The sequence below is a fragment of the Stenomitos rutilans genome (assembly GCF_059505485.1).
Genome location: NZ_JCACKR010000097.1, coordinates 1 through 17036, shown reverse-complemented (window position 1 = coordinate 17036; position 17036 = coordinate 1). Strand labels below are relative to the sequence as shown.

The following is a 17036-nucleotide window of genomic DNA, read 5'->3' as shown; positions in this document are numbered from 1 at the left end:
TGTTAGAAAGATGCCCTAGGCTGTGTTTTAAAACTCCTAATCGCTTCGTTGCTGAAGCTTCTGCCCCCTTTTCTTGTATGCCCAAAGGGCTTTAAGCCCCCAAGATTGGGGGACTTTGAAGCCTGTTTGGAAGCCCCCAGAATTGGGGGTGGGGGGCTTTCGAGGGTTTTAAAACACGCCCTAGTTTAAGATCTCTAAGAAAGTGTTCCTTCGTGGCTAGCTAGAAGCCAGCCACGAGAAGGCTATCACGATCACCCCTGGAGCTAGAACGGAAAGTCTCCAAGCGGTGGTCGATCGCGCCCTAACTCTCGCAGGGATGACCCCATTTTCGCCTCAATAATGCGCTGGATGCCCTGCTCTACGTTGAGCCACGCCCTATCTTTATTGGACCAGTCGGTAATCGGGTTGAGATCAAGGGGGAGTGCCTGAATGCTGATGCCGAGTTTTGAGTGGAACAAGTCCCAGTTGACCGGACGGATCAGGATGGGCACCACCGTTGCCCCGCCTGCCTTGTGTCGTTCCAGGGCGCGAGTCATTTCGCGGTTGAAGCAGTAGTCAGAGTTGATGAAGTCGGGGCTGATGAGCAGCAGAATGATGTCGGCTTGCTCCAGGTTAGTGTCGAGTTCTTGCTGCCAATCTGCACCTGGCATAATGCGCCGATCGTGCCAATTTTGGATCAAACCATAGCGCTGGAGCAGCTTGAGATGCACTTCGAGTTCGTCGCGCAACAGTTCGTCCTGGTGAGAGTAGCTGTAGAACAGCCGCAGGGCAAGCTTTTCTTTGTCGGCTAGGCGGGTAGGCTTGCGGATGCCATCCAGATCCACGCCATTGAGCAACTCACGGACGTTGACCGTGAGCAAGCGTTTGCCTGTGAAAATATCGAAGGTGGTTTGTCCATGCTCCTCGCGCATCAGCAACTCGTTGTAATCAACGGAAACGTCTGGATGTTCAGGTACGGGCACCTTTTCTAGTGGTTTGAACTTGAAGCTGCTGTGGATGCGATCGAAGTCGTAGCGAATCACAGCCAGGAGGCGACGGCGGCTGTTGAGCGTCCCGTTGATGCTGATGGTGACGCAGCGGTCGACGCGATCGGCTTTGACCAGTGCCCGATTGCCCTCCAGGGTGAGCATGACACCCGTGCGCCAACGGTCTTGGGGCGTACTCAACACGTGGGTACGGACGATAAAGCGGGGCAGCAGTCCTTCGGGCAGGATGGGATACTCGTAGCGAAAGTTAAGGCATTCGGCAACATCGAAGTCTTCGGCGATCGGGGGCTGCTGTTTGTCGAGCAGGTCGGGGATGAGGTAGCGCCCTTCCTCTTCGGGGAAGCGAACGCATAGCTCAAATTTCCGCATCAGTTCCAGCAAAAAGCCGTGACGTTCGGGAGGGTACGCCGTTTGGTCGAGGATCTGCGTTAGACAGGCGATCGCCAAGTCGCCCTTTGTATCAGCAAGGGTGTGGGCGTTGAGCAGTTGGTAAATGCCGCGCGTGACCCAGTGGGGATTGAGCACATGGGTATCGCGCAGGCGGGGGTCGTCTTTATAGTTGAGGGCGATGCCGAGGCTGTGGAGGTGGATTGCCAGCGAGTCTTGAGCGCTGCGATTGGTTTCACCGTCCTGCTGGCAGACGTGGCGGAACTGCTCAAAGGAGATGTAGTTCTCTCGCATGTCGGTCAGGCGCTGTTTGATGGCAACCCAACTGGCGGGAAAGGGGGCACGCAGATGCTCCAGTTGGTCGGTTTCGCGCTCAATGGCAGCCTGGAGTTGATCCAGTCCCTGCTGGGTATGGCAATCGGTGGCAATGAACTCACGAATGTTGGGAAACTTTTGCCGGAGAGCGCTGCGGTTCACGTCAAAGGGGTGTTCCTGCACTTTGTTGAGCACTACCAAAACGGGGGAGTTGCCGCCAAAGCTCTGGATTAACTCTAGCCAGTATTCGGCATCGGTGTCTTCGTGCCCTTGCCGACCGTTGAGCACCAGCAGATAGAGGCTGCGTTCGGTGAGGAAAAACTGATGGGTGGAGTGCATAATTTCCTGCCCACCAAAGTCCCACACGTGGAGGGTAATGTCTTCGGTGTCGTGCAGCCGCAATTGCCAGGGGGTAATTTGGATGCCTTCGGTCTTTTTGGAGTCGGGGTCGAAGGTTTGGTGAAGCAGGCGGTTGACGAGGGAGGTTTTGCCCACGTTGCCGTACCCCACCAGAATGAGCTTGGCTTCGTTGAGGGGTTGGCGCTCTGCCTGGATGCGGAAGTAATAGTCCAGAATGGCTTGAGGACTGGCTGGTGTAGCGCCTTCACTGATCTCTCGATCTGTGGGTCCAAGAATCTCGTCAGAAAGACCGAGTGGCTCATTGCCGTGCAGCAAGAGTGCCTGCAAGTGGGGCAGTTCCGTTAAAAACGCTGGCAGATCTGTGAGCGCGTTATCGTTTAAATCAAGCCGTTCTAGCCGGACGAGCTGAGCAATCCAACCCGGCACACTCGTCAGTTGATTTTGGAAGAGGTAAAGCTGCGTTAGCTTAGACAAGCTGCCCAACGACTCGGGCACACGCGTTAATTGATTTCGATCAAGGGTAAGCCACATCAGCTTGGATAGATTGCCTAGCGATTCGGGCACACGCGTCAGTTGATTTTGGTTAAGGGAAAGCCCCGTCAGGTTGGACAGATTGCCTAGCGTCTCAGGCACACGCGTCAGTTGATTTCGGGAGAGGTAAAGCTCCGTCAAACTGGACAGGTTGCCCAACGTCTCAGGCACGCTCGTCAGTTGATTTTGGGCAAGGGAAAGCGCCGTCAAATGGGACAGGTTGCCTAACGTCTCGGGCACGCTCGTCAGTTGATTTCGGGAGAGGGAAAGCACCGTCAAATGGGACAGGTTGCCTAACGTCTCGGGCACGCTCGTCAGTTGATTTTGGTAGAGGTCAAGCGTCGTCAACTGGGACAGGTTGCCCAGCGACTCGGGCACGCTCGTCAGTTGATTTTGGTAGAGGTCAAGCCGCGTTAACTGGGTGAGTTGGTCGATCGCCTCTGGAATACGAGACAAGCCCAACCGTGATAAATCTAAAAAAGTGGCATTGCTTCGTCGTGCCTCTTGTATCCGTCGCTCTGCTTCTGCCAGCGGATCGTCATACTGCCACTCTCCTTCAGGCACAATGTCTTCTGGCAGCAGGGTTAGCGCGTGAGCAATGGCAACCACATTCGCTCTACTCACCCGCTTGCCCCGCTCCGGTTGCCACAAGCGCCTCGCAGTATCGGTACTTACCCCTGCCCGTTCGGCAATGGCAGCGGTTGTCAGATTCAACCGTTCCTTGGCATCGTTTAAGCGCTCTACACCTTCCGGGCTGGCGAGAAAATTGCGTGGGTTGTCGGGCATGACGTGAAGGAAGGGATAAGGGATGAAGGATGAGGATAAAAAAGTAGACTCTTTACTAGCAGCAGGGCTGAGGCACGATAGCTGTCCCAACGGTCTCTTCGGTTGCTATCGATCTGGCGCAAACTATAGCCGTTCCTCAAACCTCGGAGGTTTACCGTCAATGGATTGTGAGGTTCAAGGTCTGACACAAACCTCCGAGGTTTCGTTCAAAGGGTTTGTTCACGCCTGTTATAGCCTTATTTTTTCTCTTGTAGGCAACGGTTCGCATGGCGATCGCCGTTTAATTTGGTATCAAACTCGATGCGATCGTTGTGTTACTCAATTCGATCGTCGTCAAACTCGATGCGATCGTCGCGTTACTCAGTTCGACCATCGTCATACTGGATTCGATCGTCATCTTACTAAGTACGAGCGTGATGTTAGTCGATGCGATCAGCGTGTAACTCGATTTGATCATTACCTAACTGAGTGCGATCGACGTGTGACTCGATGCGATCGTGATCATCCAAACGAAGTGCCGCCCATTTCTAAACTGGTTTGGACTTTGCACCTACGTTTGCAGCCAAACCACCGACAACGCGAGATTGAATTGAAATCATGAATTCAATTACATCAGCAACTCCAATTGTGAGGGCTTAGCATTTGGCAGGTATGCTTTCAGTGGTGGCAGAGTTTTTTGCCCAAATGCCAAGCCCCTACAAGAATAGAATTGTAACTTTGTAGGACTTAGCTTAAACGGAGAGCGATCGCCTAGAGAAAAACAACGAAAAAGTTTTTATCTTTTCTTTAGATTTTACTCAATTTCACTCAGGTTAGGCGATTGGCACGATCGATAGAGTGTAAAGGTACGTTGATTTCTACCAGAGGACTTTACGATGGCGCGACCCAAACGATCATCAGCCGTGCTGCAAAAAGCAGAAAAACGCGAGGCTGGTTTGCAATCCATCAGTGACAGTCTTGATCTGGGGAATGAGTTGACTCTACAGACATACACTCAACGCATTCAAGCGCTGCGATCGCAAATTTTTACCTACAACAGCACCCTATCAACGCTGGACAATCTCTCCCGCGACATCAAAAGCGCAGAGCAGTCATTGCGTGACCTGTCAGAGCAGATGTTGCTAGGTGTTGCCGCTAAGTACGGCAAAAATAGCGGTGAGTACGGCAAAGCGGGTGGTGTCCTCAAACGTGAGCGTCGTCGTCCAATGCGGAAAAAGACAGAGCTTGCAACTGAACCATCGCAGGCTACAACAGCAAAACCAATCACTACAGTTCCTTTCAAAGCAACAAGCGAACCTCAACCAAGAAACGGAAACGGAAACGTGCTTGTTTCCTAATATTCAAGACGTTCGTCAGGACGTTGCAAACGGCAGTATTAAATATGGCTCCGTGAAGGACTTTCTAGCGGAGTTGGATGCTTGAGACAAATTGCCTGGTTCCCTTGATCGAGCAATCGTCGATTACTCACTTGCGCCTGCTTGGAGCACTTGTGCTGGAGTCAGATTTAAGTTTGGCAGTGTGGTAGAAAGGAGGCGATCGTTCCCTTTGAAAACAGCTTCCTCATACAATCCATCAACTAGCGTCAAAATCGTCATCTGTGACTGCTGCGGATCGACAATCCAATATTCGGCAATGCCGCGTGCGGCATATTCAGAACGCTTGTAACGGTAGTCTCGCGCTTCGTTAGCCGTGCCAGGAGAAACGATCTCGACTACGAGGGCAGGTGGTGGCATATCGGGCATGACAACGCTCCGCTTTGAGCCAGATAGGGCAGCCGCCAGATCTTCGGTTAGCACCATCAGGTCAGGAATCCGCGTCGTGGTGCGATAGCCATTGACCACAATTTCAGTACCACGTCGCAAGAGTTTGGGATTGATAAATTGACCGATCGCAAAGAGCAGGATCATCGCAATCTCATTGTTCAGGTCACTTTCAGAAGGCACTTCAGCCAACTCCCCGTTCACTAATTCATAGCGAGTATCAGTCCCATCGTCATAGTCCAGATATTCTTCCAAGGTCATGCGGCGCGTGGTGGTCGTCATGGCGATTCTTCCTGTACGGATGCAGCATATCCATTAATCTACCGTATCGTTCTGATAGCTCATTACCCTGAAGCGTGGCGTGTTTTCGCAACCTGGCGAAGTACTGAGAGAGACACAAACCCGGTGATGAACGTCTTGCTTCAGCCCAGTCGATAAGATCTCGCTTTCTTCCTGTTAAGTGCAACCTTTGCAGGTCTTTCCGACTTTAGGCAAAGGGTGATTGTCGCTTTTGGCTTTCGTTGGGGCACTTTAGGGCAGGTCGATCCGGATGCATCAAATGTCCTGGGAACAAAGTCATAGTATTGCGGTCAGGGATTAATAAGTGATCAATGGCTTTGCTATCCAAACCAAGTTATCAACTTGCACGCACAGGCCACAGTTGCATCATCCATTCTTGTTGACCGTATAGATAAACGCTCACAAGGAAACTGCTTTTTACCATCGCTCATACGTCTTGTTCATCAGTATCGCTTCAGCGTTTACGGAGTTTTTTTATGTCTCATGTTCGTCATTGGTCTTCAGCAAGTGCAGTACTGCTGGCAGTGGGTCTGACCTCCAGCGCCATTGCACCGTTTGTCGTTTCGGCTCCTGCCAGTGCCGCCAACTTTTCCGATACTCGATCGCACTGGGCGCGCCCCTTCATCGACACGCTGGCTGACAGGCAGATTATTGCAGGCTTCCCCGATGGCACATTCAAACCCGATGCGCCCGTGACTCGTGCTCAGTTTGCCGCGATCGTCAAAAACGCGTTTAGTAACGGTGCGGTGCGGGGCTCGCGTGGGTTTGGTGATGTTCCCAACACCTATTGGGGTGCAGCGGCGATCGGCAAAGCGTATGAAACGGGCTTTATGAGTGGCTATCCGGATGGAGCCTTTAAACCAGAACAGCAAATTCCGAAAGTACAGGTATTGGTTGCCCTGTCCAGCGGTTTGAACTTCACGCCTGCACGCGCTGCCGATACAACTCTGGCAACGTTTAGAGATGGCGGCGAAATTCCTGCTTATGCAAGAACTGGCGTGGCAGCAGCGGCAGAGCGGGATGTGGTGGTCAATTACCCCAACGTCAGCTTCCTCAACCCGAATGAAACCGCGACCCGCGCCGATGTTGCGGCCTACATCTATCAGACGTTGGTGAATCAGGGCAAACTTCCCCCGATCGCCACCAGCGAAGGTGCAAACAACTACATTGCTCGACTCAACGGCAGCACGCCAACCACAGGCGGTAATAATCCCACACCAACCACTCCTCAAACGGCGCTGAATCCTCGTTATTTGGTGCCACAAGGAACATCGTTTGGCATTCGCTACCTCGGTTCGCAAAAAATTGTGGTAGCTCCTGGCGAAACCATCAATAATCTGACGCTACGAGTCGTGGATGATCTCAAGAATCCGCAAGGGCAAATTGTGGTGCCGAGAGATAGCGATATTGTCGGTCAACTGATTCCAGTGACCAGTAATGGACAAGTCTTGGGCACTCAGTTTATTGCTCAACGGGTGACGATCGGCAACCAATCCTATCCTTTCAGTGCGCGATCACAGGTGGTGAACGGACAACCCGTAACCCAAAACACTAGCCCTGGCACGCTCAAAGATGCAGCAACCTCTGCGGCAACAAGCGCGGTACTGGCAACCATTTTGGGACAAAAGATTGATCTGGGTAACATTCTGGCGGGTGCCACGGGTGGACAACCTGCTAGCCAATCGCAAACTCCTCAAAACGTAATCTTGATTGACCCCTCTGCTGATCTGCGCTTGACAGTGAGCAACGATTTCTACGCCAATCCATAGTTGGCTGTTGGGCGATCGCCGCTCTAGTTGATCGCGTTGGAACACAAACCCCGACATGCATTCGTGCAGTTGGGGTTTTTAGCATTTATTCCACTACAAAGGTACGTGGGCACCCAACAATTGCTATGTATCTTAGATTGCAAAACGCAACAGCTAGATTTGTTTGCATACAGTATATTGATTCATCGTTCTTCACCTATAGCTGTATGACACAAACAAATACCGATCTTGCCTTAGAAGATGCTCAAAGGGACGATCGCCCCCTCAGACGCTCAGAACTCATTTACGGTTTGACAGACAAACCTCCGATTGGAGAAGCTATTTTTGTCGCTTTTCAGCATGTGCTGGCGGCCTTTGTCGGTATTATTACGCCTCCCATCATTATTTGCAGCAGCCTGGGCTTGGATGCTGCAAATACGAGCTATTTGATTAGCATGTCGCTGTTTGCCTCTGGGATTTGCACCTTTATTCAATGTAAAAAAATTGGTCCTGTTGGGTCAGGTTTGCTCAGTCTTCAGGGCACAAGCTTTGCGTTTCTTGGGCCCATTTTAGGCGTTGGTACTGTTGCCTTGCAGGGCGGCAAAACACCCGAACAGGCGCTAGCGCTCATTTTTGGCGTTTGCTTCTTTGGCTCGTTTGTGGAAATCATTCTGAGCCGCTTTCTGCATTTGATGAATAAAATCATCACGCCCGTCGTGTCTGGAACGGTTGTAATGATTATTGGTCTAGGTTTGATCAAGACTGGCATCATCAGTCTGGCGGGCGGGGCGGGTGCTTTGGCTAAAAATGATGGTTCCTTTGGCAGTTGGCAAAATTTGGCGCTTGGCAGCACTGTGCTACTGATTGTTGTCGTCCTCACCCTGGCAAAGAATCGGTTTTTGCGGATGGGCGCGATCGCGATCGGGCTGGCAGTGGGTTATGTCATCTCGCTCTTTTTGGGCATTGTCAATTTCAGCGCGTTGAGCACACTGCCTGTCTTCAGCTTGCCCATTCCATTCCGCTATGGCATGAGCTTTGATTGGGCGGCATTTGCTCCGTTTATCCTCCTGTATGTGCTAACTGCAATTGAAACAGTTGGCGACTTGACTGCAACCTCTGCTGTTTCAGGTGAACCTGTGAAGGGGGCGCTTTACGTCCGACGTATTAAAGGTGGAGTACTGGGCGATGGTGTTAACTCGCTCATTGCCGCTGTGTTAAACACCTTCCCAAATACCACTTTTAGCCAAAATAACGGTGTGATCCAAATGACAGGGGTTGGTAGCCGTTATGTAGGCTTCTTTGTGGCAGGGATTTTTGCCATTTTGGGCTTGCTTCCTATTGTGGGCGGTGTGTTTCAAGCCATTCCTCAGCCTGTGTTGGGCGGTGCCACGCTGGTGATGTTTGGCTCCATTGCAGTTGCCGGATTGGGCATTGTTGCCTCAGCAGGGTTAGATCGCCGATCGATGATTATTGTGGCGGTTTCGCTTGGCTTAGGGTTGGGGGTTGTTTATGCACCCCAGATCTTTGCGAATAAGCCACCCCTGTTTAGCAACTTATTTGGCTCAGCTATTTCCACAGGCGGACTAACAGCAATCCTCCTGAGTTGGCTGTTACCGCAGAGTGAAAGTGCTGAGAATGCTGAAACAGAAGCCGTCACGTCAGAAGTAGAGACTTAAAACTGCTTTGATGTAGGTTCAGAGCCAAGCTGATCGCGACTTCTAGATGCAAAACCCAGGATCGATCGTGGTGTTGGGTTTTACCAGAGTTCAAATGTGACGGCTCGGTGCGAGAGGTTGGGGTTGTAGTACGGGTCGCCGTTAAGCTGCTTGAAATAGTCCTGCCATTTTTGGTTCAGGGTTTCCCATTCTTTAGGTTGTAGCCCTGGCTGTCGGCTCAGCGACTCGTAGTGAATCAACTGAGCGTAGGGCACTACCACATTGCGGTAGCCAGCTTGATGTACCTTTAAGCACAGGTCTACATCGTTGTAGTTCAGCGGAAAGATTTCGTCCATGCCGCCAACCTGCTGAAACACCGATCGACGCAGCATCAGGCAAGCCGCCGTCACTGCTAAATAATTGCGATTGACCAGATTCGAGCAGTAGTAGCCAGGATGGTCACGATCGAAACCGTGATAGGCATGACCTGGGTTGCCATCCAGCACCATCACTCCGCCATGCTGAATTTTGCCATCGGGATAGAGTAGTTTTGCGCCGACAGCACCAACGTCTTCCTGCTGGGCAAACTCAAGCATCGATTCCAGCCAATCGGGTGTGATGACTTCGGTATCATCGTTCAGCAGCAGCAGAAATTCTCCCTTGGCATGAGCGGCACCCTGATTAATGCGATGAGCAAAGTTAAAGGGTTCTCGGCAGCGAACCAGGCGAATCGCTCGATCAGCAGCATCCTCAGACGGTGGCATCACCCTGGCGATCGTGTCATCGGGAATATCGTAACCATCGACTAACACCACCTCAAACTTGCGGTACGTGCTGCGCTCTTGAAGGCTGCGGAGACAATTTTCCACGGCAATGAAGGAACCTTCTGATGTCGTTGTGCCTTTGCCTGCACTGGGGATGATGATGCTGATCAATGGTTCGCCAATAATATGACGACGCACACGCCAAAACCCCGGTCGATCGGGGACGGTTTCGACCACACCAGGATAAGCGCTTCGTGTCAGCATTTCCTCCAGTGACTTACGCGCCGCATCGTAGGCCCAAGGCTTTGCTTGCTCTCCACCAGCGGTGACCGATGCTGAAATCACTCGCCAGTGATACAGGATCTTGGGAATGTGATAGATATGTTTGGTTTTTTCGGCTACTCGCAGCACCAGGTCGTAATCCTGAGCACCATCGAAACCCGCACGAAACCCCCTGATCGCGCGCACCAGGCTCGTCCGATACACCCCTAGATGGCAGGTGTACATGCACGCATGAAAGTAGTCGGGCGACCAATCGGGCTTGAAAAATGGATCAATCCGCCTTCCCCTTGTATCCATTTTGTCTTCATCGCTGTAGATGAAGTCGGCATCAGGATGCTCATTGATGAGCTTGGCGTTCTCAAAGAGAGCGTTGATCGCCAGTTCATCGTCGTGATCCAGTAGCGCAATATAATCGCCTGTCGCCAGCTCAAGCGCGGTATTGCTGGCAGCGGCAATCTGCCCATTTTCGGGCCGAAAGGCCACTTTAATGCGGGCATCCGATTTGCTGTAGTGGGTCAGAATCCGTTTAATGTGCGGTTTGGGTGACGCATCATCAGCAATACACAGCTCCCAATCGGGGTAAAGCTGGTTCTGTACCGACTGGATAGCTTTTTCGAGCCACCGTGCCTCGACGTTGTACACGGGCATGATGATTGAAAACGTGGGGCGTAATGACCATTGCTCGATCGCCCGTTGAGCGGCAACGATATCTTGCTTGGTCAGGCGATCGCGGGCTATCCACTTTTGGTACGAGACCCGGCCTCGAACCTTCTCTAAACTCCGTCGATACAGAAATTTCAGCAGCCCCAGCGTATTGCGCTCTTGCCAGACCTTGACCAACTTGCCGAGTTTTTTGCTCACAAAAAGAATGGGATTTGAATCACTCATAGATTCGGTCAGATCTAGGGCACATCAACAGTCACTCTACTTGCATAGCAATCCTAAACTATTCCTGAATGCAATTCGCTAGATTTAACGATTAACAAATAGCTACGAGCTTGCGAGGTCTATCTACGCGAGACGATCGCAACATCTCAGACATTCTCTTGGTACGATTGGGTCAATCAACCCAAGGGCACGCGTTAACTCAGCGGCTCCAACCACCTGTTGCTAAAGTTTCTTGAGTTAACTGAACCTTTGTATTGATTGGTTTACAACAGAATTATTAGGCAGCGCTTCTAATCATACTCAAACATCACAATGTCATCAGGACTCGACCTTTTGCCACCTGTAGATTGATACAGTTGCTTAGCGGCAAGATTGCTTTCATTGGTGAAAACAAACGCCTCAGAGCAACTCTCTGCTTGCCCAAGTGATCTGGCTGCCTTGATTAAAGCTGTTCCAATTCCTTGATGTCGGTAGGCTTCTTCTACATCAATGGAATACAAGAACAGCATTGGTTCATCTCTGTCCCAACGCTCAAGCATATAGGCAATGGCTTGACCAGCCAGCACCTCACCGACTTCTGCTGAAAGCAGAATGTTTTGAGGATTACTTAGAAATTTGGCAATTGTTTCGTGACTAGGCGTTGTATCCCAAAACAGCATGATACTTGCCCGTGCTTTCTCCCACTGATCAATTGTCAGACGCGTGATGGAGAATTGTGCCGTATCCATTTTTAGGCTATACCCCTGCGCCCTGCACGTTGCAGTTTCACTTGCTGTATAACACTAACCAATAATTTCACAAGACTCTGCAATTTCACAAGACTCTGCATCGAGAACTTTGTGATCGGCCACGAAGCCAGAATATTGGACGACAATGTGGGCGTTGACCTAGGTAGAGATTTTACCCTGCGCTAGTGATCTGACAGCTTGCTAAAACGCTGACCATCAAAGTTCTGAGGGCGAATCGGGTGCAACAACCTCTCCTTCTCCCAGCGTCAGAATTCTTTGCTGATCCGTAATCAAATCACTGAGTTCGTGGAATTCGACTCCCATTGCATCACAGGCTTGTTGTAGCTCCTGCTTAAACGTGTTGAGATCAGCACCATAGCCGCATAGGTTAGCAGCCGTTTCGGCTCCCTGCTTTGCGTTTGCTCGCGCGCAATCGACTAGCTCTAGCCCTTTAAGCGGTGTGCTTGCTGCCATAAAATCCTCTGGAATAACGGACATCTCCTTATCTTTAGCAAAGGGCGGTCGGCAGGTACTCCATCAATGGGCAGATTCGTGTGGGAGAGGGTGCAGGGGGTTGGGGCGTGGGGTATAGGGTGTGGGGAAGCGGAGGAGGCAGGGGAAGCAGAGGAGGCAGGGGAAGTAGAGGAGGCATGAGGCAGAAGCTAAACTCAAAACTTCCTACGCCCTACGCCCCTTCTACAACTCAAAACTTTCCCCGCTCCCCTGCTTCTTCTGCCCTCTGCCTCCCTACGCCTGCTGCCAATACTGACAGGCTGCATAAGCAAGGGTTACAACCCCTGTTGTAATGGCAGCCTCATCTACTTCAAATTGAGGATGGTGGAGGGGGTAGTTGTGCTGGTCTTTAAACCCAACTCCTAGCCGAAACATGCTTCCTGGAGCGTGTTGTAAATAGACTGAGAAATCTTCTGCCCCAAGGGATGGTTCGTGAATGAGCTGCACGCCTTGGGCACCCCACGCCGCTCTGGCAGACGACTCTAGAAGTTGGGTCATGCTTTTGTCGTTCTGCACAGACGGTGTACCGCGTCGGTAGTGGAGTTCATAGCGAGCGCCATAGGTCTGGCAGGTATTTGCCACGATTTGTTCAATCCAGGCGGGCAAGGCGGCGCTTGTTTCAGGGTGGAGCGATCGCACCGTCCCTAGCAGATGCACCTGATCAGCAATGACGTTGGGCGCACGTCCCCCATTGATTTGGCCGATCGTCAGCACGACGGGGCGCAAGGGATTTTGGGTTCGGCTGATAGCCTGTTGCAGTGCCGTAATGATTTGAGAGGCAATCCAGATAGCGTCGATCGCCTCATGCGGGCGTGCTCCATGCCCCGACTCACCCAAAATCGTGACTTCAAGATCATCTGCTGCCGCTGTGAGTGCTCCATAGCGAATGCCTACAACTCCAGCGGGAATAGATGGAAACACATGCACCGATAAGATATTTGTTACGGTTGCCATTGCGCCATCATCTACCATCCATCTGGCACCCTGAGCAATCTCTTCTGCTGACTGAAACAGAAACCGCACGTTGCCCGGTAAAACGTGCCCCAGTTGGGAAAGCACCATCGCAGTTCCCAGCCCCACTGTTGTATGTACATCGTGACCACAGGCGTGCATGGCTCCGGGGTGCTGTGACGCAAAAGCCAGACCAGTGCGCTCACGAATCGGCAAGGCATCCATATCAGTGCGGATTGCCAGCAAGCGAGGATCTGCCCCTTGACCGGGTAATTCTCCAACAACGCCAACTTTGCCAACCCCTTCTTTGACCTGAAGCCCGCAGGATGAAAGCACCCCTGCAACATAGGCGGCTGTCTGATGCTCTTGCCCGCTAAGTTCGGGGTGGCTATGCAAATGACGACGAATTTTGACTAACCGTGGAGCGAGGCTGTCAGCAAGCGCTTTGATTTGGGCGAGCATGAATCAAATGTATGGTGCTTTACCTACATGATACGGATTGTTACAAGGTTCTGAACGTGGACGATGTGCAGCGCTTTTGGGTGGTAAGAGCGGACAATCGCCGTCTAAACCAGGTGGAGTAGGACTGGTGGCCGCAAGGCGTGGAGGCTGTGGCTTAGAACACAACCAACACGATCGCGATCGATTCTTGTCGCCTTTCTTGCTCCTAATAAATGGTCAGGATGAAAGGCTGTGTGCCGTTGCATCATCTGGATCATCAGGCAGTAACATCTGCACGCAGAGATGTTAATCTATCACTGCTTGTTGCCAGATCTGCTAATGCGGTTGTCTTCAGAAATGCTGCCTAGGTCTTAGGAAACGTTTTGCTCTTAAGTGTGGTTTGCCTTGCACAAAACTGCCGTTTTTCGTTCAAAGTTTGCCAGGTGTGCGCTTAGCCAATACACTAGTATCTCGATCGGGTGCCGCCTTCTAGAAGTCGCGCAGTCGTTGCAGTTGTACAGTGATCGTTGGATGCAGCGATTCGAGTACGCAAAGGTGAGGAGTGGAGAGAATGTCGTTAGCTAATGCCTTGGCGAGGCGCTGTATTGTGTTACTTCAGGGGATGCATGCTGCTTATTTGCCGTCTGCCAATTGCTTTCTATATCGGTACTTGAGCGATCGTTGGCACGTTTGTAGCACCCGATCGTGGCACCTATCTAGTCACAGGTTTAGCATCGAGTCTCAATGATTGAAATCGATCGGAATTGAAATCGATAGGAACCTCTTCAGGGCATCCTGATATTGCAGTTGCAGGCGGAAAAATGAGAATGTTCGGCTGCCTCAATGTTTGATGAACCTGGAGTCGCTTAACTAAACATGACTCACCAACTTCAACAGGACAGCCCCACCGCAGTGGTGGGCAAGCGCTACAAGCTCATCAGTCAATTAGGCATTGGCGGGTTTGGTCAGACGTTTCTGGCGCAAGATCTCCATTTGCCAGATTGCCCTCGCTGCGTCGTTAAGCGGCTGTTAGTGAAGACAAACGAGCCTAAAAATCTTCATACCGCGAGGCGATTGTTCAACACTGAAGCTAGAGTGCTCTATCAACTGGGCAATCACGACCAGATTCCCTCATTGTTCGCCCACTTTGAGGAGAATCAGGAATTTTACCTGGTTCAGGAGTTTGTCGAAGGCGAACCTATGACGCGGCAGATTGTCAAAGGCGAGCCGTGGGAAGAAACGCGGGTGATTACACTCTTGAAAGACATTCTGGAAGTGCTGGTCTTTGTCCATCAGCAGAACGTCATTCACCGAGATGTGAAGCCGTCTAACCTGATGCGTCGCCGACGGGATGGCAGGTTGGTGCTGATCGATTTTGGCGCGGTGAAGCGCGTTAGCGTTCAGGCGGCTGACCCCAATACGGATATAGCTGACTCTACGGTGTCGATCGGCACTCATGGCTACATTCCCAATGAGCAGCTTGCTGGAAAGCCCCGCTTTAGCAGTGACATCTATGCGGTGGGGCTGGCGGGCATTCAGGCTTTGACGGGCGTGCTGCCACGCGACTTGGGCGAAGATGCTCAAACCAGCGAGCTAGACTGGCGCGTGCATGCCCCGCAGGTTAGCCCTGAACTGGCTGTGATACTTGATCGCATGGTCTGCTACGATTTCCGCGATCGCTATCCCACGGCAGTAGAAGCCCTGGAAGCACTCCGGAGCATCGCTCCAGATGCCGCCGAGCAAGGGCAATCGACGGAGCTTGGGGCCGATTTGGCCTCGACCGTCCTGCTTGATCCGTCTCAATCGCCGCTCATGACGTTAAAGCAGCCCAGTGCGACCTATGACTTTGTGCCGACAGACCCGAAAGATGAAACGCTAACCTTATCTGGTCGCACAGCTTCTGAATCGTTCTTGAGAGCATCGGCACTGGCAGCAGCACCAGCACAGCCATCCTTCAGCGATCGACTACCTGCTTTTTTCCAGAAAGCCTCTCTTAAGCAATGGATGCTGCTATCTACCGCTGCGGTGGGACTGGTGTTTTTGGGCTTCAAAGTAAGCCCCATGTTGCGCATTCGCCAACCAGCGACACCCCTGAGCGCGATTACCTACCCTACTCCCAAGCGATCGCCCCTTACCAGTCCCACACCGCTGACACCTGAGCAACAAGCGGCAACACTTTTAGAGCAGGCAAATCGTCAGCGCCAGCAGCGGCAGTATGCAGAAGCGTTAGCCAACTACGATAAGGTGATCAAGCTGAAGCCCAAGATGGCAAAGGCGTACTGGGGGCGTTGCGATGCTCTGACTGGTCTGAAACGCCCCGATCAGGCGATCGTGGCCTGCAACGATGCCCTTGCGCTTAATCCCGACTATGCTGAAGCGATGTGGAGCCAAGGGAAGGCGTTAAAGCTCCAAGAGCGATCACTTGAAGCACTCGGACTGTTTGAGCAAGCTACGTTGATTAAACCAAAGCTCATGGAAGCATGGGTCGATCGCGGTATCACCCTGCAAGAGTTTGGGCGTTCATCCGAAGCGATCGATGTACTCGACCAAGCGATCGCGCTTAACCGTAACTCTGCGGAAGCCTGGAGCACCAAAGGAGCGGCACTCTGGAACCTGGGACGATTTGACGAGGCGATCGCCGCTTTAGACAAAGCCTTGCAGATTCAACCAAAAGCCGAAGGTGCCCGTGCCCTACGGCAACAAGCCCGCGATCAGTTGGGCTATTAGTTGAATGTGATAGAAGGATACATTTACAAATCTAAAGAGTACAAATCAAAAGGTTCTGTGTCTCAAGAGTACTTCAACAGCTATACAGGCCGACTGCACTCTGTTGCAATCAACCTGCACGCTCTAGCACTGAACGCCTTTACTTCCCAGCACCGACAGGGAACTTCACATTAGCAGGAGGCTGTTGATTATCTGTCTGTACGGCCTTACCTTCGATGAAGGAACGAAGCATCCACGCCATTTCTTCGTGTCCTTCCATCAACCCTGTAAGGAAGTCAGCCGTACCTTCGTCATGGAACTCTTCTGAACACTGATCGATGTGTTCGCGCAGGTTCCGAATGATCTGCTCGTGGTCATTCACCAGATTTGCGACCATTTCGTAAGAAGGCGGTACGTCACCTGTATGCTCACTGATCGAGCCATACTTCAAGAAGCCTTCTGCGGTACCAAGGGGATAATTGCCCAGAGCACGCACACGTTCTGCGATTGCATCAATCGTTTCGTTCAAAACTTCGTATTGCTCTTCCCAAATCTGGTGCAAGGAGCGAAACTCAGGCCCAGTGACATCCCAATGATACTTTTTGGTTTTGATCAATAGCAGGTTTGCATCCGCCAAGTCTTTGTTCAGCAGTTCAGAGACACCGCTGCGTTGCTCGTCCGTCAACCCAATATTTAGCTTCCGCATTATTCTAGCTCCTGTTCAAGATCGTTTTTGGTCATCAGCTACAGTTGACCAGATTCACCGCGATCGGAGCATCAACCAGATGGAGGATTATTGCAGAGCAACCGTTACACCTTGGATAGAACAGAGTCTGCAAGACGTTACTGCCACTTGTCCATCAATCAACTCTAAATAACCTAGGACTTACGCAGTTGGGGCGTAGAAAGGTGACATAAGACTTGAGGAAATCGCT

General features: G+C 51.7%; 12 protein-coding genes. 4 read left to right on the top strand and 8 right to left on the bottom strand.

The annotated features are described in order from the left end of the window. Positions 1-263: 263 nt before the first annotated feature. Positions 264-3365 carry a COR domain-containing protein gene (locus tag AC5JLP_RS19110; protein WP_496069531.1) on the bottom strand — a complete coding sequence of 1034 codons (3102 nt, stop codon included), beginning with the start codon at positions 3363-3365 and terminating at the stop codon, positions 264-266. Between the two features lie 280 nt (positions 3366-3645). After that, a complete protein-coding gene (locus tag AC5JLP_RS19105) occupies positions 3646-3822 on the bottom strand; it encodes a hypothetical protein (RefSeq protein WP_496069530.1) in 177 nt (58 codons plus the stop codon). A gap of 418 nt (positions 3823-4240) precedes the next feature. Here AC5JLP_RS19105 and AC5JLP_RS19100 point away from each other — a divergent pair, with 418 nt between their 5' ends. Then, on the top strand, positions 4241-4702 hold the full coding sequence (locus AC5JLP_RS19100; protein ID WP_496069529.1) for a hypothetical protein: 462 nt from the start codon (positions 4241-4243) through the stop codon (positions 4700-4702). Positions 4703-4825: 123 nt separating this feature from the next. Here the strand turns inward: AC5JLP_RS19100 and AC5JLP_RS19095 are convergent, their stop codons facing one another. Continuing rightward, on the bottom strand, positions 4826-5407 hold the full coding sequence (locus tag AC5JLP_RS19095; RefSeq protein WP_496069528.1) for a Uma2 family endonuclease: 582 nt from the start codon (positions 5405-5407) through the stop codon (positions 4826-4828). Positions 5408-5901: 494 nt separating this feature from the next. On the opposite strand from AC5JLP_RS19095, the gene AC5JLP_RS19090 reads away from it, so the two are divergent. Then, complete coding sequence (locus tag AC5JLP_RS19090; protein ID WP_496069527.1) at positions 5902-7194, top strand: S-layer homology domain-containing protein; 1293 nt, start codon at positions 5902-5904, stop codon at positions 7192-7194. 206 nt (positions 7195-7400) lie between these two features. Next, positions 7401-8849, top strand: coding sequence for a uracil-xanthine permease family protein (locus tag AC5JLP_RS19085; RefSeq protein WP_496069526.1), 1449 nt, complete (start codon positions 7401-7403; stop codon positions 8847-8849). An 80-nt stretch (positions 8850-8929) separates the two neighbouring features. On the opposite strand, the gene AC5JLP_RS19080 is transcribed toward AC5JLP_RS19085, so the two are convergent. The 4 genes from AC5JLP_RS19080 to AC5JLP_RS19065 all read right to left on the bottom strand — a co-directional run bounded on the left by AC5JLP_RS19080 (position 8930) and on the right by AC5JLP_RS19065 (position 13416). Continuing rightward, positions 8930-10762, bottom strand: coding sequence for a glycosyltransferase family 2 protein (locus tag AC5JLP_RS19080; protein ID WP_496069525.1), 1833 nt, complete (start codon positions 10760-10762; stop codon positions 8930-8932). A 290-nt stretch (positions 10763-11052) separates the two neighbouring features. After that, positions 11053-11490 (bottom strand): GNAT family N-acetyltransferase, encoded by a 438-nt coding sequence (locus AC5JLP_RS19075; protein ID WP_496069524.1) that lies wholly within the window; start codon positions 11488-11490, stop codon positions 11053-11055. A 216-nt stretch (positions 11491-11706) separates the two neighbouring features. Beyond that, entirely contained in the window at positions 11707-11988 is a 282-nt protein-coding gene (locus AC5JLP_RS19070) for a hypothetical protein (protein WP_496069523.1), read from the bottom strand. 249 nt (positions 11989-12237) lie between these two features. Further along, positions 12238-13416 (bottom strand): M20 family metallopeptidase, encoded by a 1179-nt coding sequence (locus AC5JLP_RS19065; protein WP_496069522.1) that lies wholly within the window; start codon positions 13414-13416, stop codon positions 12238-12240. A gap of 855 nt (positions 13417-14271) precedes the next feature. Between AC5JLP_RS19065 and AC5JLP_RS19060 the strand changes: the two genes are divergently transcribed. Then, positions 14272-16122, top strand: a complete 1851-nt coding sequence (locus AC5JLP_RS19060) for a protein kinase domain-containing protein (protein ID WP_496069521.1) — start codon at positions 14272-14274, stop codon at positions 16120-16122. Between the two features lie 139 nt (positions 16123-16261). On the opposite strand, the gene AC5JLP_RS19055 is transcribed toward AC5JLP_RS19060, so the two are convergent. Further along, positions 16262-16807 carry a Dps family protein gene (locus AC5JLP_RS19055; RefSeq protein WP_496069520.1) on the bottom strand — a complete coding sequence of 182 codons (546 nt, stop codon included), beginning with the start codon at positions 16805-16807 and terminating at the stop codon, positions 16262-16264. Between the last annotated feature and the right edge of the window lie 229 nt (positions 16808-17036).